Below are 21,385 nucleotides of genomic sequence, written 5' to 3' on the forward strand. Positions count from 1 at the left end.
TCAGACGCTCAGGTCGGTCGAGTTGAGCAGGTCGATCGCGGCCGGCTCGCCGACCAGCTTCACCTCGGCGGCGGCGGTCCGGCCGTTGGCGAACAACATCAGCTCGCTGGGTACGCCGACCACGGTGACGATCGTGGCGCCGGTGCTGGCCCGGATCGCCTCGGGCTCGCCGTCGTCGCCGACCGAACCGGCCCGCTCCAGCACCACGCCGAGCGGCGCCCGGCGGAAGAAGGCCCGGCCGAGCAGCTTGAGCCGCCGCCACATCCAGTCCTCGACCTCGGCGTCCAGCTCCCGGTGGGGCTGCGGGACCGCGCCCGCTCGCCGTACGTCCTCGTGATGGATGAAGAACTCGGTCGTGTTCGCGGCGTCGTCGACCCCGGGCAGCGCGAACACCGAGAACCGGGCCGGGCCGTGCCGCAGCCGGTCCACCAGCTCGCCGTACTCCCAGCGCTGCTTGGTCTCGGCCATCCGTCGCTCGGTCAGCCCGGCCAGCGGTTTGGCCAGCATGCCGGGCGCACCGAGCGGGTCGGTCTCCCGGATCCACAGGTGGGCGGCCAGGTCGTGGGTGGACCAGCCTTCGCAGAGGGTCGCCGCGTCCGGACCGGCCTCGTCGAAGAGGTCACACAACGCGGCGCGTTCCGACTTCGCGAAGGTCATGTGCAGAAATGCTAGGACACCCGAACGATTGCCAAGCTATCCGGTGCAAGACTCCGTGGTGACAACCGCAACAATGGACCCCGTGTCCGAGACCACCGCCAACCCTGAAACGCTGCCGGCCGACATCGCTGCAGCGCTGAAGCGCGACCCCGACGGCCTGGTCGCCGCCGTGATCCAGGAGGAGAGCACCGGCGACGTGCTGATGCTCGGCTGGATGGACGACGAGGCCCTGCGGCGTACGTTGACCACCGGCCGGTCCACCTTCTGGTCGCGGAGCCGGCAGGAGCACTGGGTCAAGGGCGAGACGAGCGGCAACCGGCAGTGGGTCCGCGAGGTCCGGCTGGACTGCGACGGCGACGCGTTGTTGATCAAGGTCCACCAGGAGGGCCCGGCCTGCCACACCGGGACGCACACCTGCTTCGACGACCGGGAACTGCCGGCCGTGGTCCTCGACCGTGACCAGGAGGTACGGACCGAGGCGCCGGTGACGCCGACGCTGGACGAGTTCCGGGTCCAGGCCAAGGACCGCCGCGTGATCAGCGTCTACCGGCGGTTGTTGGCCGACACCGAGACCGCGGTCGGGCTGTACGCCAAGCTGAGCCGCGGCCTGCCCGGCAGCTACCTGCTGGAGTCGGCCGAGCAGGGCGTCTGGTCCCGCTACTCGTTCATCGGCGTGAAGACCGTGGCGACGCTGACCGAGCAGGACGGCGAGGCCCACTGGACCGGGCACGCGCCGGTCGGCCTGCCCACCGACGGCGACCCGATCGAGGCGGTCCAGGAGACGCTCCGGCTGCTGCACACGCCGCGCGCCGAGGGTCTGCCCCCGTTCACCTCGGGCCTGGTCGGCTATCTCAGCTACGACGCGGTCCGCCGGGTCGAGGTGCTGCCCGACACCAACCCGGGCGACATCGCGATCCCCGAGCTGGCGTTCCTGCTGGCCAGCGATCTGGCCGTGCTGGACCAGCACACCGGCGAGGTCTGGCTGATCGCCAACGCGATCAACTACGACGCGACGGACGAGCGGGTCGACGAGGCGTACGCGGACGCGGTGGCCCGGGTCGACGCGATGACCGAGGCACTGCGCCGGCCGACGCCGTCGGCCGTCGTGGCCGCGGACCGCGAGCACCAGCTGCCGATCCGGCGGCAGCGCACCGCCGACGAGTACCAGGACTCGGTGCGGGCGGCCATCGAGGAGATCAAGGCCGGCGAGGCGTTCCAGATCGTGGTGAGCCAGCGGTTCGAGGTGGAGACCTCGGCCGATGCGCTGGACATCTACCGGGTGCTCCGGCTGACCAATCCGAGTCCGTACATGTACCTGCTCCGGATGGACGGCTTCGACATCGTCGGCTGCTCGCCGGAAGCCCTGGTCACGGTCAAGGAGGGCACCGCGATCACCCACCCGATCGCCGGTTCCAAGCCGCGCGGCGCGACGCCGGCCGAGGACGCCGCGTACGAGGCGGAGCTGGAGTCGGATCCGAAGGAGCGGGCCGAGCACGTGATGCTGGTCGATCTCGGCCGGAACGATCTCGGCCGGGTCTGCAAGCCGGGCACGGTCGAGGTGATCGAGTTCGCCGAGGTGCGCCGGTACAGCCACATCATGCACCTCGAGTCCACCGTGACCGGCACCATCGCGGACGGCCGGAGCGCCCTCGACGTCGTGCTCGCCGCGTTCCCGGCCGGCACCCTGTCGGGCGCGCCGAAGGTCCGGGCGATGGAGATCATCGACAAGCTGGAGGTGAGCCGGCGGGCCCTGTACGGCGGCGTGGTCGGCTACTTCGACTTCGCCGGTGACGCCGATGCCGCGATCGCGATCCGGACCGCGTTGATCAAGGACGGCGTCGCGTACGTGCAGGCCGGCGGCGGCATCGTCGCCGACTCGGTGCCGGCCAGCGAAGATCAGGAGAGCCAGAACAAGGCCGCCGCGGTGATCCGGGCGATCTCCGTCGCGGAGTCCTTCGCCGAGCCGGTGCCCGCCAAAAGTTGATCATGGTCGATTCCGACACCACGATCACCAAGGTGGCCGGGCTGAGCCCGGGCCGGGCCAGGTTCGTCGCGCTGGCCGGGGTGGCCCTGGCCGGGCTGCTGGCCCTGATCATCTCCGGCCAGCCGTGGTGGCGGGCCCAGGGGAGCGATGCCGGCGTCGTCTTCACCGGGTCGGACGCGACGGCCGGGCTGAGCCAGGCACTCGGCGCGGTGGCGCTGGCCGGGTTCCTGCTGGCGTTGACCCTGCGCGGGCGGGGCCGGCAGGTGCTGGCCGGCCTGCTCGGGCTGGTCGGGATCGCCGTGATCGTCGTCGGCGGCTTCCGGTTCCAGCCGGACACCGCCGCCGTACGGGCCAAACTGCAGCAGGTCAGCCTGAGCCAGGAGTTCGCGCTGACCGGCACCCCCTGGCCGATCGGGTACGTGATCGCCGGCGTGCTGCTGCTCGCCGCCGCGATCCTGATCATGGTCACGGCGCCGTCCTGGCCGACCCGGACCGACCGGTTCCGGCGGGATCGGTCCGGCGCCGCGACGGCGGATGCGGAGCCGATCGACCTCTGGAAGGCGATGGACGCCGGCGCCGACCCGACGGTGCGGGCCGACCAGGAGGACGTGGGCGCACCGATGTCCGGCGACCAGGACGACGCGAGCTCCTCGAAGCCTGGCGACCCGGGCGGAGCGAGCCGGTCGAGGACCGGCGACCGGGAGACCCTGGACTGATCCGACGCGCGGTTCGGTGGGCGGCTCACCGGGGCGCGGATTGCTCCGCGGTGTGGGCGGGGCCACGGGGTCACACCGGCAGGCCTCGGCGAAGCTCGGCGCCACCCGGCGCCGAACCACTCGGCCGGCGCGGCCGGTGTTCCGTGCGGCCGGACCGTGGCGGCGGAGCGACAGCTACGGCAGGTCGGCGATGTCCCCGGCGGGCCCCGTGCGGCGGCGTCCCGGGCCAGGGTGGCGGACAGGCCGGTGCGCGCGGCCGGGTCCAGCAGTTCGACGATCGCGGGGCGGTCGAGATGCGCGGTGAGGCGGTCGTCCGCGGCAGGCGCTCCTCGAACGAGACGCGCCGCTGATGTCCGGTCATCGCCGTCCCGTCTCGATCGTGGGCATCGGGCGAGCATGTCATAGCGCCTGCTCACGACCCCGATGTGCATTCGGAGGGGCCGAGAGTCCACAATGGGGGAAACATGGCGAGGCGAGGGAACCATGACTGACACATCGAACGTGGCGGAGGAGAACTCCGCGCCGACCCGGGCGAAGCACGTCCACCACGGCCGGACTCCGGCTGCCTGGATCGGCGTGACGATCGGGATGATCGGCTTCATCGTCGGCGGCATCGCCATGGTCATCGGACCCAACTGGCCGCTGTTCTGGATCGGGGTCGCGATCTTGGTCGTGGCCCTGATCGTGACCCAAATCCTGCGCAAACTCGGCTTCGGCGCTGACTGAAGCCGGCCGTACGAGCTGATCGGGTGAGCCAGCCATGGGAGCACTAGACGACATCATCGCCGGCGTGCGTGCCGACCTTGAGGTACGCCAGCAGGAGGTGTCGCTGGACCGGCTGAAGGAGCGCGTCCAGCACGCCAACCCGGCCATCGATCCACGCCCGGTGCTGTCCGCGCCGGGGGTGGCCGTGATCGCCGAGGTGAAGCGCTCCAGCCCGAGCAAGGGCGCGCTCGCCGAGATCGCGGACCCGGCCGCCCTGGCCGGGGAGTACGAGGCCGGCGGCGCGGCGGCGATCTCGGTGCTGACCGAGCGGCGGCGGTTCGGCGGCTCGCTGGAGGACCTGGTCAAGGTCCGCTGCGCGGTCGACATCCCGGTGCTCCGCAAGGACTTCATCGTCACGGCCTACCAGCTGTTCGAGGCCCGCGCGGCCGGTGCCGACCTGGCCCTGCTGATCGTGGCGGCCCTGGACGACAACGAGCTGGTCAGCCTGATCGAGCGGGCCGAATCGATCGGCCTGACCCCGCTGGTCGAGGTGCACACCGCCGAGGAGATCAAGCGCGCGGTGGACGCCGGCGCCAAGATCATCGGCGTCAATGCCCGGAACCTGCAGACTCTCGAGGTCGACCAGAGCACCTTCGCCCGGCTGGCGCCGTCGATCCCGAACGGGATCATCCGGATCGCCGAGTCGGGGGTCCGCGGCCCGCACGACGTGATCGAACTGGCCCGGGCCGGCGCGGACGTGGTGCTGGTCGGCGAGGCACTGGTCACCGGCCGCGACCCGCGGGCCGGCGTGGCCGACCTGGTCGCCGCCGGTGCCCACCCGGCGCTCTACAAGTCCTGATCAGGCAACAATTCGATGATCTTCCGTGTCCCGGCCTCGTGCCGGGGCCGTTTCCAGGAAAGTTTCCTACTGTGTCGAGTTCAACCACCCCATCGACGGATCGACGGCTGCCCGACGAGCGCGGGCACTTCGACGCGTTCGGCGGAAAATACGTCCCCGAGGCGCTGTACGCGGCGCTGGACCAGCTGAACGCCGAGTTCGAGAAGGCGGTCGCAGATCCCGCGTTCGTGGCCGAGCTGGCCGCGCTGCGCGCCGACTACACCGGCCGGCCCAGCCCGATCACCGAGGTGCCCCGTTTCGCCGAGGGCTCCGGGGCCACGATCGTGCTGAAGCGCGAGGACCTCAACCACACCGGTTCGCACAAGATCAACAACGTGCTCGGACAGGCCCTGCTGACCCGCCGGATGGGCAAGACCCGGGTGATCGCCGAGACCGGCGCCGGTCAGCACGGCGTCGCCACCGCCACGGCCGCCGCGCTCTTCGGACTGGACTGCACCGTCTACATGGGCGAGGTCGACACCGAGCGGCAGGCGCTCAACGTGGCCCGGATGCAGCTGCTCGGCGCGACCGTGGTGCCGGTCAAGTCGGGCACCCGGACGCTCAAGGACGCGATGAACGACGCGATGCGCGACTGGGTCGCCTCCGTCGACAGCACCCACTACCTGATCGGGTCGGTGGCCGGTCCGCACCCGTTCCCGATGATCGTCCGCGAGTTCCAGCGGGTGATCAGCACCGAGGCCCGGGCCCAGCTGCTGGACCGCTACGGGCGGCTGCCGGACGCCGTCGCCGCCTGCGTCGGCGGCGGGTCGAACGCGCTCGGCATCTTCGCCGATTTCATCCCCGATACCGAGGTCGCCCTGTACGGCTTCGAGGCCGGCGGTGACGGCGTCGCGACCGGGAAGCACGCGGCGGCGATCACCGGCGGCGAGGTCGGCGTGCTGCACGGCATGCGGACGTACGTGCTGCAGGACGAGGACGGCCAGACCAAGGACTCGCACTCGATCTCGGCCGGCCTGGACTATCCCGGCGTCGGGCCGGAGCATTCCTGGCTGGCCAGCACCGGCCGGGCGACGTACGAGGCGATCACCGACGCCGAGGCGATGGAGGCGTTCGGGCTGCTGTCGCGGACCGAGGGCATCATGCCGGCCATCGAGTCGGCGCACGCGCTGGCCGGCGCGCTCAAGCTGGGCGAGCGGTTGCGCCGCGCGGACGGCGAGCCGCCGCTGGTGCTGGTCAGCCTGTCCGGGCGCGGCGACAAGGACGTGGCGACCGCGATCGACTGGTTCAAGCTCGACGTCGACGCCGGCAAGGAGTTGGGCTGACATGGGTTCCGAACAGCGGAGCTTCGAACAGGGCATCACGGGCGCTGCGCTGGCGGACATCCGGCAGAGCGGGCGGGCCGCGCTGGTGGGCTACCTGCCGGTCGGCTTCCCGTCCGTGCCCGGGTCGCTGGCGGCGCTGCGCGCGCTGACCGGCGAGGGCGATTCGCCGGGCGTCGACCTGGTCGAGGTCGGCATCCCGTACAGCGATCCGGTGATGGACGGCGTCACCGTGCAGCGGGCCGGGACCGCGGCACTGGAGCGCGGGGTACGGACCCGGGACGTGTTCGCGGCGGTCGAGGCGGTCACCTCGACCGGAACGCCGGCCGTCGTGATGACGTACTGGAATCTCGTCGACCGGTACGGCGTCGACGCGTTCGCCCGGGACCTGGCCGGGGTGGGCGGGGCCGGGCTGATCACGCCCGACCTGACCCCCGACGAGGGCGCGGAGTGGATCGAGGTCGCGGACGCGCGCGGGCTGGACAAGGTGTTCCTGGTCTCGCCGTCGTCGACCGACGAACGCCTGGCCCGGACGGTGAACGAGTGCCGCGGCTGGGTCTACGCCACGGCTGTGATGGGCGTGACCGGCGCCCGGGCCACCGTGTCCTCGGCGGCGCCCGAGTTGGTCGGCCGGATCCGTACCGCGGTGCCGGAGGCGTTCGTCGGCGTCGGGCTCGGCGTCTCGACCGGGGCCCAGGCCACCGACATCGGCGGCTATGCCGACGCGGTCGTGGTCGGGTCGGCGCTGGTGTCGACGCTGCTCGAGGCCGACGCGGCGGGCCGGCCGGACGACCTGACCGCGCTGCGCGGCCTGGTCGCGGACCTGGCCGAGGGTGTCCGTGCTCACAGTCCCGGTCACAAGTCGGACACGGCAGGAACCATTGCGGGAGATGTCGGGTTAGTCCCTCAGTGAGTCTCCAGCACCCCTACGCAGCCGCGCATCCGGTGAGTTCGTGGATCTCCACGCTGGCCCGGTGGCTGCTGGGTGGGGTGCTGATCGCCGCCGGCGCCATCAAGATGGTCAACCTGGCCGACTCTGCGGCCGGGGTGCGTGCCTATCAGTTGCTGCCGGAGACCCTGGCGGTCGCGGTCGGCTGGATGATCCCGTTCTTCTCGATCCTGCTCGGGCTGGTCCTGCTGGCCGGGGCGGTCACCCGGGTCGCGGCCATCGTGTCGGCGGTGCTGATGGTGCTGTTCCTCGTCGCGGTCGCGTCGGCGGCGGCCCGCGGGCTGAGCGTCGACTGCGGCTGCTTCGGCGGTGGCGGCGAGGTGGCGCCGGGCCAGGCTCAGTACGGCTTCGAGGTGGTCCGCACGGTCGGGTTGCTGGTCTGCGCCGGCTGGCTGATCGTCCGGCCGCGGAGCCGGTTCAGCTTCGACCGGGCCTCCCTGGACGAGGATGCGGCCGCCGAGCACGACCGCGAGGCCTCCCTGATCGGCGGGCGCCGGTGAACGCGTCGGCCAAGCGTCCCGGCGGGAAGGGCGGCCAGGCCGCGGAGCAGGAACGGCAGCGGGCCCAGCGGCGGAAGGACCTGCGGACCCTGATCATCGCCGCGGCCGTCCTGCTCCTGCTCGTCGTCGGCGCCGGCGTCGGCTACCAGGTGTGGCGGGTGAATCGGATGCCGAGCGCCGTACCGGAGCGGGCCGAGACCCTGGCGCCGCTGCAACTGGCCGACGGCAAGCCGGTCCGGCTGGGCCGGGCGGAAGCGCCGCACGTGCTGACCGCCTGGGTCGACTTCCACTGCCCGGGCTGCGCCGGCTTCGAGCAGGACTACGGGCCGGGGCTGTTCGCCGCCGTCCAGCAGGGCTCGGTGGCGATCGACGTCTACCCGATGTCGTTCCACGACGCCGGCTCGGTGGCCGCCGCGAACGGGTTCGCCTGCGCGGCCGAGGCCGGTTTCGGCACCGCGTACTACCGCGGCCTGTTCGCCAACCGCGACCTGGACTGGAGCAGCGACCAGTTGACCGACCTGGCCGGCCGGGTGTCCGCCGAGGTCCCCGCCTCCTTCGGGGACTGCCTCGCGAACGGGACCCACCAGGCCTGGGTGGACTCGATCACGACCGCCGCCGACCGGGCCGGGGTGCAGCAGACCCCGACCATCGCGCTCGACGGCAACCCGGTTGACCTCACCACCACGACACCTGAGATGCTCGTCGCCATGATCGAGAAGGCGACGGCCGCCCGATGACCGAACTCACGGTGCTCAGCATCCCGAGCCCGCCCGTGTCGTCCTGGAACATCTTCGGCTTCCAGCTGCGGGCGTACGCCGTCTGCATCATCATCGGCATCGTCGTCGCGTACTTCATCGCGAATCGGCGCTGGAAGGAACGCGGCGGCCGGCCCGACTCGATGGAGTTGGTGGTGGCCGCGGCCGTACCGTTCGGGATCGTCGGCGCCCGGATCTACCACGTGATCACCGACTACCAACTCTACTTCGGCCCCGGCCGTGATCCGCTGGACGCGTTGAAGATCTGGCAGGGCGGCCTCGGCATCTGGGGCGGCGTCGCCCTCGGTGCGCTGGGGGCCTGGCTGGTGGCCCGGAAGCGCAAGATCAAGTTCGCCGCACTGGCCGACGCCGTCGCACCCGCGATCCTGGTGGCGCAGGCGATCGGGCGGCTCGGCAACTGGTTCAACCAGGAGCTCTTCGGCGCCCCGACGACGCTGCCCTGGGGCCTGGCGATCGATCCGCAGCACCGGCCGGCCGGCTACGAGCAGTTCGAGACGTTCCACCCGACGTTCCTGTACGAGCTGCTCTGGTGCCTCGGCGCCTTCGTCGTGTTGATCTTGCTGGACCGGCGCCTGAAGCTCGGCCGCGGCAAGGTCTTCGCCCTGTACGTCGTCCTCTACACCGCGGGCAGGTTCTGGATCGAGGCGCTCCGGATCGATCCGGTGAACGAGGTCGGTGGGTTCCGGCTGAACAACTACACGTCCCTGATCGTCTTCGTGGCGGCGGTGATCGTGGTGATCCTGCTGTTCAAGTTCCGGCCCGGCCGGGAGGAGATCGTCGAGGGCGACCCGCCCGCCGCCGCACCGCCGGCGGACGACGACCACGCGAAGGACGACCGGTCCGCCGCCGACCCCGAGCCGGAGGAGTCCGAGCCGTCCGGGGCGGATCAACCGCCGGCGGCGGAGAAGCCGCTGAAGGCCGAGTCGACCTGACCCGGCAGCGAACCGGGCGGCCCGGACCCAGGGAAGGGACGGTCGCATGACGGGCCCGGCTCTCGTACCGGAATTGCTCGTCACCGACGTCGCCACCAGCCTCGACTTCTGGTGCGGTGGCATTGGAGCCGCCGCTGGGGCGAGGGATCAATCTCCAGATCGCGGTGTCGGACCTCGAGCCGATCCTTGCCGCGCTCTCGGGTGCCGCCTGGCCGCTGTTCCTGGAGCCGGAACTGAAGTGGTACCGGGTGAGTGGAACCGAGGAGGCCGGAGTGCGGCAGTTCCTGGTGACCGATCCGGACGGCTACCTGCTCCGCTTCCAGCAGTCGGTCGACCGCCGCACGGTGGCCGACTGACGGACCGGTCAACCCTGGTTCCGCCTACGATCAGGCGATGGGACCGTTCGAGTACGTCAGCGATCTCGATCTCAACCTGCACCATCTCCTCTACGCGGCCGCGTTCGGCGGCGTGCCGGGACGGGCGCGGGCGCAAGCGGTGCCGGACGACCTGGCCCTGAGCGGCCGGTCGGAATTCGCCCCGGCGGTGACGTACTACCGGGAACGGTTCGCGGACCGCGATCTCTTCTTGGACGACGACTTGTCGGGCTTGAGGCTGGTGCTGGCCTTCGGCGAGGGTGAGGCGCCGGCGGGCTGGGCCGACGTGTTCGATCCGCTGCGCGAACCGTACGCGGAGACCGACTGGCCGGCCCACGACAAGATCAACAAGGACTGGTCCGCTGCGCTGGCGGAGCGGTTGGGCCCGTTGCTGCCGGAGGTGCTGACCGAGCTGGAGCGGGTCTTCCGGCACCCCTGGCCGGAGGCCCCGGTGCGGGTCGACACGGTCTGGGTGGGTCACGCCCTGCCGGCCTATACGAACGTCCAGCCGGCCCACATCTGCTGCATGACCACCCATCCGCACCAGCGCGACTGGCTGACCGTGGAGATCGTCCTGCACGAGGCGTCCCACCTGCTGGCCCGCCCGCTGCAGTTGGCGATCCGGGAGCGGATCGATCCGTCCCGGACGGGCCTCGACGAACTCTGGCACGTGGTCCTGTTCGTGCTCACCGGCGAAACGGTACGGCGAGCCCTGGCCGGCCTCGGTGTCGATCATGAGCCGTACCTGGACGCGACCGGACTCTTCGACCGGGCCTGGCCGCAGTTCCGCCGGCCGGTCACGGAGGCCTGGACCGGCTACCTCGACGGCAGGGTCGACTGGACGGCTGCCTGCGATCGGATGCTGGCTGCCGTCGCCGACCGCTGAGGGGAGGCGGGGCGACCACGGTCTCCGGCCGTGGTCGCCCGCTGGCCCGAGCCGCCGTCAGCCCACGGGGGTGAAGTCGCGCGCCCCTACGTGCGGCGGGCGCGGCCGGGCCGCCGCGTACGGGGCGACGCAGGTGTTCTCCACGCTGTTGAAGACGATGAACACGTTCGACCGGGGGAGCGGCGTGATGTTGCCGTTGGACCCGTGCATGCAGTTGCAGTCGAACATGATCGCTCCGCCCGCGTTGCCTTCCAGGACGTCGATCCCGTGCCGGTCGGCGAGCCGGCTCAGGCTGTCGCGGTCCGGCGTTCCCGCCTCCTGCTGGACGAGGGAGGACTTGTAGTTGTCCGCCGGCGTTTCGCCGCCGCAGGAGATGTAGGACCGGTGCGACCCGGGCATGATCATCAACGCGCCGTTGTACGCGTGGTTGTCGGTCAGCGAGATCGAGATGCTGACGGCTCGCATCCGGGGCATGCCGTCTTCGGCGTGCCAGGTCTCGAAGTCGCTGTGCCAGTAGAACTCCTTGCCGTCGAAGCCGGGCTTGAAGTTGACCCGGCTCTGGTGGATGTACACGTCGGAGCCCAGGATCTGCCGGGCGCGGCCGACGACGCGGGGATCGGCGGCGAGTTCGCGGAAGACCTCGGAGATCTTGTGCACCTCGAAGATCGAGCGGACTTCCTGGCTCTGTCGCTCGACGATGGTCCGCTCGTCGGCTCGGACCGCGGGGTCGGTCGACAGTCGGTGCAGTTCGTCGCGGTACCGGCCCAGTTCGGCCTCCGTCACCAGCCGGTCGATCGACAGGTAGCCCCGCTCGTCGAACCCGGCCAGGGTCTCGGCGGTGATCGGGCCGGGCTCGGAGCCCCAGACGACGGGGTCCTGCCGTTCGAGTTCGCTGAAGTCGCCGGTGGTCCGGGTCGGGTAGAGGTCGGTCGGGTGTTCGAGGGTTCCGGTCATGCTTGAGCCTCCTGAATCTCGTCGGCGGTGGGTTCGGCGGCGGACGTCCCGCCGTCGGTGAGCAGCGGATAGACCCCGCGCTCGTCATGGACCTCGCGGCCGGTCACCGGCGGATTGAACGTGCAGGCCATCCGGAGATCCGTACGGGCCCGTACGGTGTGACGTTCGTGGCCGTCGAGCAGATACAGCGTCCCGTCCCGCAACGGATGCACCTCGCCGGTCTCGTCGTTGACGAGCTCGCCCTCGCCGCCGACGCAGTAGACGGCCTCGATGTGGTTCGCGTACCACATCGAGGTCTCGGTGCCGGCGTACAGAACGGTGTCGTGGAAGGAGAATCCGACTCCCTCCGAGGCCAGCACGAATCTGCGGCTGCGCCAGGTCTCGGTCCGGACGTCGCGGTCGGTGTCGTCGAGGTCGGTCAGCTGGGTCACGATCATGGTGTTGCTCCTCTCGTCGGGATGGATCCGGCCGGTCAGGCCGCTGGCTGCAGCACTTCGGCGGCGGCGGTCCCGATCCGGGCCACCCCCTCGGCCAGCCGGTCCGCCGTGATGGTCAGCGGCGGCATCGTCTTGAGCACCTCGCCCTCGGGGCCGGAGGTCTCCACCAGCAGCCGGTGCCGGAACGCCGTCTCCGCGATCCGTCCGGCGACGGTGGCGTCGGCGAACCGGATCCCAGCCAGCAGGCCGCGGCCGCAGACGACGCCGCCGTGCCGGTCCGCGATCCGGGCGAGGCCGCCGTGCAGTTCGGTGGAGCGCTCGCGTACCTCCTTGGCGAAGACGTCGTCGGACCAGAACTTCTCCAGTGCCGCGCGGCCGGTGACGAACGCCGGATTGTGGCCCCGGAACGTGCCGTTGTGCTCGCCCGGCTCCCACTGGTCGAGGTCGGGCCGGATCAGGGTGAGAGCCATCGGCAGGCCGTAGCCCGAGATGGACTTGGACAGGCAGACGATGTCGGGCACGATGCCGGCGCTCTCGAAGCTGAAGAAGGTCCCGGTCCGGCCGCACCCGGCCTGGACGTCGTCCACGATCAGGAAGATCTCGTGCCGGCGGCACAGCTCGGCAAGACGCCGGAGCCAGCTGTCCCGGGCCGCGTTCAGCCCGCCCTCGCCCTGGACGGTCTCGACGATGATCGCGGCCGGCTGGTCCACCCCGGACCCGCTGTCGGCCAGGACCCGCTCCAGCCAGGCGAAGTCCTCGACCGTGCCGGAGAAGTAGTCGTCGTACGGCAGCTTCGAAGCGTTGGTGAGCGGGATGCCCGCGCCCTGCCGCTTCATCGAGTTGCCGGTCACCGACAGCGAGCCGAGGGTCATGCCGTGGAAGGCGTTGGTGAACGACAGTACGTGCTCGCGGCCGCTGACCTTGCGGGCCAGCTTGAGCGCCGACTCCACCGCGTTGGTGCCGGTCGGGCCGGGGAACATCACCCGGTAGTCGAGTTCCCGTGGCCGCAGGATGAGGTCCCGGAACGTGGTCAGGAAGTCCCGCTTGGCGGCGGTGTGCATGTCCAGCGAATGCAGCACGCCGTTGTCGCGGAGATAGTCGATCAGCGGCTCGCGCAGCTCGGGCGGGTTGTGCCCGTAGTTCAGGGCGCCGGCGCCGCTGAAGAAGTCCAGGTAGGCGTCGCCGTTCTCGCTGTACAGGGTGTCGCCCTGGGCGCGGGCGAAGGTCACCGGCCAGCCGCGGCAGTAGCTGCGCACGGACGACTCGAGTTCGCTGAAGATGTCGGGTGAGGAGGCTTGGTTCATCTCTTCCTTTCGGGCGCAGCGGCAGGCTGCGCCGTCGCGGGACGGTGCGGGACGAGGGACGGCCGGGAGGTTCAGCCGGCGAGGGGACCGACCCGGAACAGGAGCTCGGCCTGATGCCCGTCGGGGAAGTCCTCGGCGGGGAACAGGGGCCGGCGTTCGATGGCAGCTCCGCGAGCCGCCGCGAACGAACGGAACAGGGCGATCGACGCGTGGTTGTCGGCCGTGATGGTCGTCTCGAGCTGGTCGAGATCCTCGTCGGTGGTGAGATGGTCCAGCATGCGCCTGGCGAGGCCGCGCCCGCGGTGTTCGGGCGCGACGGCCACCTGCCAGATCATCAGTGTGGCCGGTGCTTCGGGTCTTCGGTAGCCGGTGACGAAGCCGGTCACCTCGTCATCGACGGTCGCGATCACCGACGTGTCGGCGAAGTCGCGGGCCCACAGCAGGTAGGCGTAGGAGGAGTTGAGATCGAGCGTCCGCGAGTCTCGGGCGAGTCGCCACATGGCGCCGCCGTCGGCTGTCGACGGGCTTCGTAATTCTGTTGTCCGGTTGGTCTTCGGAGGTCGGTCTGTGGTCTCGAGGATCTCAGACATAGACCAGGGACCTTAGGCGACCAAGATCAGCAATGATCGGCGGGGGGTGCTCGAGATGCCGATCTCGGAGTATGGACGATCACGCCGGATCAGTCGATCACGATTGCGCAGGCCGGAGTCACTGTGCTGGTGGGCTGCTCCGGATCGCTTCTGTGCAAGGGATTCACAAGGCATGTGCACGTGATCAAGATCATGGGTCGACACTGAGTCTCGCCCGGAAAAGATCTTGAAAGGGACCTCAGGCGAGCCTCGATGTCGCCCCGCTTGCGTTCCTGGCTTAGGATTCGCGGCCGCTCGGTGATCTTGTCCTGTTCAGCGGGTCCGCATGATCAGGATCGGCTGCGGTCAGGTCAGGTGGTCGAAGTCGCCGCGGACCCAGCCGATGTGACGGTCGGCGGAGCGGCGGAGGATCTCCTGGCCGCCGGCGGCGACGGTGTTGCCGAAGTTGCCGATGATCCGGTCGAAGGTGAACCGGCCGAGCCGGGTGGCGACGCGGTCGACGACGGCGGCGGAGAGCGGGATCTTGTTGGGGTAGCTGCGCAGGAAGCCCAGCGAGGTCCGGTCCGGGTTGGGGAAGACGGTGTCGCCGGCGAACAGGATGCCGCGGCCCTCGGCGCCGGCCGCCCAGACGGCGACGCAGCTGCCGGGGAAGTGACCGCCGACCTGGTGCAGGGACAGGCCATCGGTGAGGTCGCGCCGGTCGGACCAGAACTCGACCGCGGACCCAGTCCGGCCCAGCCACTCCCGGTCGGCCTCGCAGACCAGCACCGGCGCGTCCAGCGCGGCGGCCCATTCCAGCTGGACGCCGAACATGTGCGGATGGCTGGCGGCGATCGCCAGCACGGGGCCCTTGGCCTTGATCCTTTCGACGGTCTCGTCGTCGATGAAGCCGAGCGGGTCCCAGAGCAGCGAGCCGGCCGGCGTGCTGATCAGCTCGGCGGTCTGGCCGATGCCGACACCGGGATCGGCGGAGAGCGCGACCAGGTTCGGCTCGCGCTCGGTCCAGGTGATCGTGCGGCCCTCGCCGGCCAGGGTGGCCAGGTCGGTCCAGTGCTGTCCGTCGGCCGGCACCCACTGACGCTCGTCCTCGCAGATCGGGCAGACCTCGGGCGTCGGCTCGTCGTACTCGACGGCGCAGGTGGCACAGATCAACATCGGTCGTTTCCCCTCGTCCTGAGATCACTCCGGCCGGACGGCCACCAAGGCGGCGTCCGCTCCGCCGCGCCAGACTAACCCGGCCTCGCCGAATCCGGCGGCCTTCAGCACCTCCAGCTGGTGGTCGTGGCTGGGCTGCCAGCGATCCTGGTCCGGCGCCGGGAAGATCGCGTCCCGCTCGGCGACCGCATCGCCGAGTTCGGCCGACCCGCGGGCCCGCTCCCACCAGCCCGGCCAGGTCTCCGCGGCTCCGTCCCGGTAGGCCTGGTCGCGGCGCCGCCCGGCGAGATCGGCCAGCCTCGCCGACAGGGTGGGCAGGCCCGGATCGGGCATGTGGTCCGCATTGCCGAACAGGCCGCCGGGCCGGATCAGCCCCGCCAGCTCGCCGTAGAGCCCGACGATCCGGTCCCGGGTGAACCAGTGCAGGGCCGTCGCGGTGAGGACGGCGTCGAACGGACCCTCGGGTTCGGGCAGGGCCGCGGTCCAGCCGGAGTCACTCAGGTCGGCGCGCGCGATCCGTACCCGAGCGTCCTGGCCGATCGTGTGCTCGGCGATCCGCAGCAGCGCCGGATCGGCGTCCACCAGCACGGCCGATGCGCCGGGGAAGCGTTCCAGCAGCCGGATCGTGATCGACCCCGTCCCGCCGGCCAGGTCGAGCACCCGCGGCTCGGTCCCGACGGTCGCCTCGACCGCGTCGAACAGGACGGCCAGCCGTTCCTCCCGATCCGGCAGGAACGCCTCCTGCTGCCGGTCCCAGGTCCGCTGCCAATCCCACCAGTCCACGCCGTCCTCGCCCGGGCCGGAACGGCCGACGGCGCCCCTGCGGAACCGCGCCGGGCCGGTCTGGACGGGCACCACGCAGAAGACCAGCCCGTCCGGGTCGGCCAGCTCCGCGTACTCGCCGTGGTCCCCCCGTATCGAGGCTCCCAGCCCGACCAGCCGGCCGACCTCAGCCGGTACGTCATCGGTCTCCAGGTCCAGGTGCACCCGCGGCGCACCCTCGTCGAGATGCTGGAACGCGAACTCGACCCCGTCCAGCCAGCCGAGGCTGCCGTACGTCTTCGAGGGGTCGGCGGCGGGCACCCCGACCGCGGCCTCCCAGAACCGCTGCGCCGCCTCCGACCGCGGCCGCGGCTGATCGATCAGGACGACGGCGACTCGACTCCGATGCATGGCTCGCACCCTAGTGGCGTGTCGCGGCTAGTGATCAGGCCGACAGCACCCCGGACGGCCGTACCAGTCGGCCCTCAGGTAAGAAGTGGCCCAGGTACCGCGCGATAGGATCATGGGTGCCGTTCGCAGCATCCCGCGGGCGGGTGAGGGGTGTCACACCGAGGCGCCCCAGTGTGAAAGATGTGCTGCAACCGGACCTGATCGGGTCGGGAATCTTCGGGGGCGTGCCGACCTGGGCGCGAGGTTGTTGCACGTGATGCGGTGTGAGTGCACTGATCACGGGGCAAAACCGTTCCAGGATGCCCGATGGGCTGGGTTAGCATCGCCCGGACCACTCCTGGCCAGCGCCGCCTCCGGGGTGCACCGACGCCGCAAGGCAAGACGCCGCAAGGCAACCGGTCCGTTTCGCGGAGTGCGAACGACGGGGGACGAAGGGGGTTCGCTCGCTTCGCTCGGCAGAGTCCCCGTTCCTGGGCTCCGCCACCGGCCTCGACGACGGGAGTACCGACGATGAAGAACGCGCCTGTACGGCTGTCCCGAACCCTTCCGGGTCGCCCGGCGGAGGGCCTCTACGACCCCGCCTACGAACACGACGCCTGCGGCGTGGCGTTCGTCGCCCACCTGTCCGGCGAGGCGACCCACACGATCGTCGAGCAGGGCCTGGAGGCGCTGCGTAATCTCGATCACCGCGGCGCGACCGGCGCCGACCCGGGCACCGGCGACGGCGCCGGCATCCTGATCCAGGTCCCCGACGAGTTCCTCCGGGCCGAGGCCGGGTTCGACCTGCCGCGCCCGGGCGGGTACGCAGTCGGCCACGCCTTCCTGCCGACCGACGAGGAGGACGCGGCCAAGGCGCGCGCCCAGATCGAGCGGCTGGCCGAGGAGGAGAGCCTCGCCGTGCTCGGCTGGCGGGTCGTGCCGACCGACACCAGCTCCCTGAGCGACGTCTCCCGGGACGCCATGCCGCGGTTCGAGCAGCTGTTCGTGGCGGCCCGGCCGACCCCGCTGATGGGGATCGCGCTGGAGCGGCTGGCGTACTGTCTGCGCCGCCGGGTGCAGAACGAGGTCGGCGTCTACATGTCGTCGCTGTCCTGCCGAACCCTTGTCTACAAGGGAATGCTGACCACCGAGCAGCTCGAGCTGGTGTTCCCCGAACTGCACGACGAACGGCTGGCGAGCGCGCTGGCGATCGTGCACTCCCGGTTCTCCACCAACACCTTCCCGGCCTGGGAACTGGCCCACCCGTTCCGGATGATCGCGCACAACGGCGAGATCAACACCGTGATGGGCAACCGGAACTGGATGCGGGCCCGCGAGGCGCTGCTGCGGAGCAATCTGCTGCCCGGCGACCTGGAGCGGCTGTTCCCGATCATCACGCCCGGCGAGTCCGACTCGGCGTCGTTCGACCAGGTGGTCGAGCTGTTGCACCTCGGCGGCCGGTCGCTGCCGCACGCCGTGCTGATGATGATCCCGGAGGCGTGGGAGAACAACGCCGAGATGGACCGGGCCCGGAAGGACTTCTACGCCTTCCACTCCTGCCTGATGGAGCCGTGGGACGGGCCGGCCTGCGTCGTCTTCACCGACGGCACCCAGATCGGTGCCGTGCTGGACCGCAACGGCCTGCGGCCGGGCCGGTTCTGGGTCACCGACGACGGCCTCGTGGTGCTGGCCTCGGAGTCGGGCGTGCTGGACCTGCCGGCCGAGAAGGTGATCAAGAAGGGCCGGCTGCAGCCGGGCAAGATGTTCCTGGCGGATCTGGCCGAGCACCGGATCATCTCCGACGACGAGGTGAAGGGCACCCTGGCCACCGCCGCGCCGTACGGCGAATGGCTGGTCGGCGGCCGGATCGCGCTGTCCGACCTGCCCGAGCGTGAGCACGTCCGGCACAGCCACGCGTCGGTCACCCGGCGCCAGCAGATCTTCGGCTACACCGAGGAGGAGCTGCGCCGGATCCTCGCCCCGATGGCGAACGCCGGCACCGAGCCGATCGGTTCGATGGGTACGGACACGCCGGTCGCCGTGCTCAGCGAGCGGCCGCGGCTGCTGTTCGACTACTTCTCCCAGCTGTTCGCGCAGGTGACCAACCCGCCGCTGGACGCGATCCGCGAAGAGCTGGTCACCTCGCTCTACAACACCATCGGACCGGAGCACAACCTGCTCGAGCCGGGCCCACGGTCCTGCCGCCGGGTGGTGCTGCCGTTCCCGGTGATCGACTCCGACGACCTGGTCAAGATCAGGCACATCAACCGTGACGGCGACATGCCGGGCTACGCGACGCACGTGATCCGCGGTCTGTACGACGTCCACGGCACCTCCGGCGGGCCGGGCGGGGCCGAGGCGCTGGCCGCCAAGCTGGAGGAGCTGTGCGCCGAGACGTCCGCGGCGATCGCCGACGGCGCCCGGATCATCGTGCTCTCCGACCGGCACTCGACCGCCGAACTGGCGCCGATCCCGTCGCTGCTGCTCACCTCGGCGATCCACCACCACCTGGTCCGGGAGAAGACCCGGACCCAGGTCGGCCTGATCGTCGAGGCCGGCGACGTGCGCGAGGTGCACCATGTGGCGCTGCTGATCGGGTACGGGGCCGCAGCGGTGAACCCGTACCTGGCGATCGAGACGGTCGAGGACCTGGCCAAGCAGGGTGATTTCGTTGATCTTGAGCCCGAGGACGCCGTCAAGAACGTGATCAAGGCGCTCGGCAAGGGCGTGCTCAAGGTGATGAGCAAGATGGGCGTCTCCACCGTCGCCTCGTACACGGGAGCGCAGATCTTCGAGGCGCTCGGCCTGTCGCAGGACCTGGTGGACCGCTATTTCACCGGCACCACGTCGAAGCTGGGCGGCATCGGCCTTTCCGAGCTCAGCGAGGAGGTACGGCAGCGGCACCTGCGCGCCTACCCGTCCGACGGGATCCCGCTGGCGCACCGGCGGCTCGAGGTCGGCGGCGAGTACCAGTGGCGCCGCGAGGGCGAGCCGCACCTGTTCGACCCCGAGACCGTGTTCCGGCTGCAGCACTCGACCCGGGCCGGCCGGTACGACATCTTCAAGACCTACACCCAGCAGGTCGACGACCAGTCCGAGCGGCTGATGACGCTGCGCGGGCTGCTCAAGTTCAAGTCCGACCGGCCCTCGATCCCGATCGAGGAGGTCGAGCCGGTCTCCGAGATCGTCAAGCGGTTCTCCACCGGGGCGATGTCGTACGGCTCCATCTCCAAGGAGGCCCACGAGACCCTCGCCATCGCGATGAACCGGCTGGGCGGCAAGTCCAACACCGGTGAGGGCGGCGAGGACACCGACCGGCTGCACGACCCGGTCCGGCGCAGTGCGATCAAGCAGGTCGCCTCCGGCCGGTTCGGCGTCACCTCGGACTACCTGACCAACGCCGACGACATCCAGATCAAGGTGGCCCAGGGCGCGAAGCCGGGGGAGGGCGGTCAGCTGCCCGGCCCCAAGGTCTATCCGTGGGTCGCGAAGACCCGGCACTCGACGCCGGGCGTCGGCCTGATCTCGCCGCCGCCGCACCACGACATCTACTCGATCGAGGACCTGAAGCAGCTGATCCACGATCTGAAGTGCGCCAATCCGGCCGCTCGGATCCACGTCAAGCTGGTCGCCGAGGTCGGTGTCGGTACGGTCGCGGCGGGGGTCAGCAAGGCCAAGGCCGACGTGGTGCTGATCTCCGGTCACGACGGCGGCACCGGCGCGGCGCCGCTGACCTCGCTGAAGCACGCCGGCGGCCCGTGGGAGCTCGGCCTGGCCGAGACCCAGCAGACGTTGTTGATCAACGGACTGCGGGACCGGATCGTGGTCCAGGTCGACGGCCAGCTGAAGACCGGCCGGGACGTGATCATCGGCGCGCTGCTCGGGGCTGAGGAGTTCGGCTTCGCCACCGCGCCGCTGGTGGTCAGCGGCTGTGTGCTGATGCGGGTCTGTCATCTGGACACGTGCCCGGTCGGCGTGGCGACCCAGAACGAGACGCTGCGCCAGCGCTTCACCGGCAAGCCGGAGTTCGTGATCAACTTCTTCGAGTACATCGCCGAGGAGGTCCGGGAACACCTGGCCGAGTTGGGCTTCCGTACGTTGGACGAGGCGATCGGCCACGTCGAACTGCTGGACGCGACCCGGGCTGTCGATCACTGGAAGGCGCACGGCCTGGACCTGTCGCCGATCCTGCACCTGCCGGAGCTTCCCGAGGGTGCGCACCGGCGCCAGGTGATCACTCAGGATCACGGGCTGGAGGCGTCGCTGGACACCGAGTTGATCGAGATCTGCCGGCCGGCTCTTGATCAAGGAGCGCCGGTCCGGGCCCAGCTCGACGTACGCAACATCCACCGGACCGTCGGCACCCGGCTTGGCCACGAGGTGACCAAGGCGACCGGCGGCGTCGGGCTGCCGGACGGCACGATCGACATCACCCTGACCGGCAGCGGCGGACAGAGCTTCGGCGCGTTCCTGCCGGCCGGAGTCACGCTGCGGCTGGAGGGCGACAGCAACGACTACCTCGGCAAGGGCCTGTCCGGCGGCCGGCTGGTGGTCCGGCCGGCCCGGGACGCGGTGCTCACCGCCGAGGAGAACATCATCGCCGGCAACGTGATCGCCTACGGCGCGACGTCCGGCGAGCTGTTCCTGCGTGGCGTGGTCGGCGAACGGTTCTGCGTCCGCAACTCCGGCGCGACCGCGGTCGTCGAGGGCGTCGGTGATCATGCGCTGGAGTACATGACCGGCGGCATCGTGGTGGTCCTCGGCCCGACCGGCCGCAACGTCGCCGCGGGCATGTCCGGCGGGATCGGGTACTTCCTCGATCTTGATCTTGGTCGGCTGAACGCCGAACTGGTCGACGCGGGCGCGCCGACCGAGGCCGACCTCGAGGTACTGCGCGGGCTGGTCGCCCGGCACGCCGAGAACACCGGTTCGACGGTCGCCGAAGGCCTGCTGGCCGACTGGACCGCCGCCGGCGCGCGGTTCACCAAGGTGCTGCCGCGGGACTACGCCCGGGTGGTCGCCGCCCGGGAACAGGCGGAACGGGACGGGCTCGACGACGCGACCACCACGACACGGATGATGGAGGCCGCTCATGGCTGACCTCTTGACGATCCCCGAGCCTGTCCAAGGGCAGGG

General features: G+C 70.6%; 19 protein-coding genes and 1 pseudogene. 13 read left to right on the forward strand and 7 right to left on the reverse strand.

Annotation, left to right across the window (positions count from 1 at the left end; genetic code table 11):
• Nucleotides 1-657: a TIGR03085 family metal-binding protein gene (locus tag AC6CCG_RS17180; protein WP_496655814.1), complete on the reverse strand. Its 657-nt coding sequence runs from the start codon at nt 655-657 to the stop codon at nt 1-3.
• Between the two features lie 73 nt (nt 658-730).
• Between AC6CCG_RS17180 and hisI the strand changes: the two are divergent.
• The 12 genes and pseudogenes from hisI to AC6CCG_RS17240 form a co-directional block, all read left to right on the forward strand.
• Nucleotides 731-1,081, forward strand: a pseudogene (hisI, locus tag AC6CCG_RS17185) (phosphoribosyl-AMP cyclohydrolase); the annotation flags it as partial.
• A gap of 60 nt (nt 1,082-1,141) precedes the next feature.
• Nucleotides 1,142-2,641: an anthranilate synthase component I gene (locus AC6CCG_RS17190; protein ID WP_496656280.1), complete on the forward strand. Its 1,500-nt coding sequence runs from the start codon at nt 1,142-1,144 to the stop codon at nt 2,639-2,641.
• Nucleotides 2,642-2,643: 2 nt separating this feature from the next.
• Complete coding sequence (locus tag AC6CCG_RS17195; protein WP_496655815.1) at nt 2,644-3,357, forward strand: Trp biosynthesis-associated membrane protein; 714 nt, start codon at nt 2,644-2,646, stop codon at nt 3,355-3,357.
• 483 nt (nt 3,358-3,840) lie between these two features.
• Entirely contained in the window at nt 3,841-4,083 is a 243-nt protein-coding gene (locus AC6CCG_RS17200; protein ID WP_496655816.1) for an HGxxPAAW family protein, read from the forward strand.
• A gap of 34 nt (nt 4,084-4,117) precedes the next feature.
• Complete coding sequence (gene trpC / locus AC6CCG_RS17205; protein ID WP_496655818.1) at nt 4,118-4,921, forward strand: indole-3-glycerol phosphate synthase TrpC; 804 nt, start codon at nt 4,118-4,120, stop codon at nt 4,919-4,921.
• 71 nt (nt 4,922-4,992) lie between these two features.
• Nucleotides 4,993-6,243 (forward strand): tryptophan synthase subunit beta, encoded by a 1,251-nt coding sequence (trpB, locus tag AC6CCG_RS17210; protein ID WP_496655819.1) that lies wholly within the window; start codon nt 4,993-4,995, stop codon nt 6,241-6,243.
• A 34-nt stretch (nt 6,244-6,277) separates the two neighbouring features.
• Nucleotides 6,278-7,153 carry a tryptophan synthase subunit alpha gene (gene trpA, locus AC6CCG_RS17215; protein WP_496656281.1) on the forward strand — a complete coding sequence of 292 codons (876 nt, stop codon included), beginning with the start codon at nt 6,278-6,280 and terminating at the stop codon, nt 7,151-7,153.
• A gap of 32 nt (nt 7,154-7,185) precedes the next feature.
• Entirely contained in the window at nt 7,186-7,689 is a 504-nt protein-coding gene (locus AC6CCG_RS17220) for a MauE/DoxX family redox-associated membrane protein (protein WP_496655820.1), read from the forward strand.
• Nucleotides 7,686-8,426, forward strand: coding sequence for a DsbA family protein (locus tag AC6CCG_RS17225; protein WP_496655821.1), 741 nt, complete (start codon nt 7,686-7,688; stop codon nt 8,424-8,426). The genes AC6CCG_RS17220 and AC6CCG_RS17225 overlap by 4 nt, the downstream gene beginning before the upstream one ends.
• On the forward strand, nt 8,423-9,397 hold the full coding sequence (gene lgt, locus AC6CCG_RS17230; protein WP_496655822.1) for a prolipoprotein diacylglyceryl transferase: 975 nt from the start codon (nt 8,423-8,425) through the stop codon (nt 9,395-9,397). The genes AC6CCG_RS17225 and lgt overlap by 4 nt, the downstream gene beginning before the upstream one ends.
• Before the next feature lie 116 nt (nt 9,398-9,513).
• Nucleotides 9,514-9,753, forward strand: a complete 240-nt coding sequence (locus AC6CCG_RS17235) for a VOC family protein (RefSeq protein WP_496655823.1) — start codon at nt 9,514-9,516, stop codon at nt 9,751-9,753.
• 37 nt (nt 9,754-9,790) lie between these two features.
• Complete coding sequence (locus AC6CCG_RS17240) at nt 9,791-10,657, forward strand: hypothetical protein (RefSeq protein ID WP_496655824.1); 867 nt, start codon at nt 9,791-9,793, stop codon at nt 10,655-10,657.
• A 57-nt stretch (nt 10,658-10,714) separates the two neighbouring features.
• Here AC6CCG_RS17240 and thpD read toward each other — a convergent pair whose 3' ends face one another.
• The 6 genes from thpD to AC6CCG_RS17270 all read right to left on the reverse strand — a co-directional run bounded on the left by thpD (nt 10,715) and on the right by AC6CCG_RS17270 (nt 16,270).
• Complete coding sequence (gene thpD, locus AC6CCG_RS17245; RefSeq protein WP_496655825.1) at nt 10,715-11,611, reverse strand: ectoine hydroxylase; 897 nt, start codon at nt 11,609-11,611, stop codon at nt 10,715-10,717.
• Entirely contained in the window at nt 11,608-12,048 is a 441-nt protein-coding gene (locus AC6CCG_RS17250; RefSeq protein ID WP_496655826.1) for an ectoine synthase, read from the reverse strand. Before AC6CCG_RS17250 ends, thpD begins: the two co-directional genes overlap by 4 nt.
• A gap of 35 nt (nt 12,049-12,083) precedes the next feature.
• A complete protein-coding gene (gene ectB, locus AC6CCG_RS17255) occupies nt 12,084-13,352 on the reverse strand; it encodes a diaminobutyrate--2-oxoglutarate transaminase (protein WP_496655827.1) in 1,269 nt (422 codons plus the stop codon).
• Between the two features lie 71 nt (nt 13,353-13,423).
• Nucleotides 13,424-13,852, reverse strand: a complete 429-nt coding sequence (gene ectA / locus AC6CCG_RS17260; protein WP_496655828.1) for a diaminobutyrate acetyltransferase — start codon at nt 13,850-13,852, stop codon at nt 13,424-13,426.
• A gap of 435 nt (nt 13,853-14,287) precedes the next feature.
• On the reverse strand, nt 14,288-15,097 hold the full coding sequence (locus AC6CCG_RS17265) for an MBL fold metallo-hydrolase (protein ID WP_496655829.1): 810 nt from the start codon (nt 15,095-15,097) through the stop codon (nt 14,288-14,290).
• A 24-nt stretch (nt 15,098-15,121) separates the two neighbouring features.
• Nucleotides 15,122-16,270: a VOC family protein gene (locus tag AC6CCG_RS17270; protein ID WP_496655830.1), complete on the reverse strand. Its 1,149-nt coding sequence runs from the start codon at nt 16,268-16,270 to the stop codon at nt 15,122-15,124.
• A gap of 510 nt (nt 16,271-16,780) precedes the next feature.
• On the opposite strand from AC6CCG_RS17270, the gene gltB reads away from it, so the two are divergent.
• Nucleotides 16,781-21,349 (forward strand): glutamate synthase large subunit, encoded by a 4,569-nt coding sequence (gene gltB, locus AC6CCG_RS17275; protein ID WP_496655831.1) that lies wholly within the window; start codon nt 16,781-16,783, stop codon nt 21,347-21,349.
• Nucleotides 21,350-21,385: the final 36 nt, after the last annotated feature.

This window comes from Microlunatus sp. YIM B11417, from assembly GCF_059617205.1.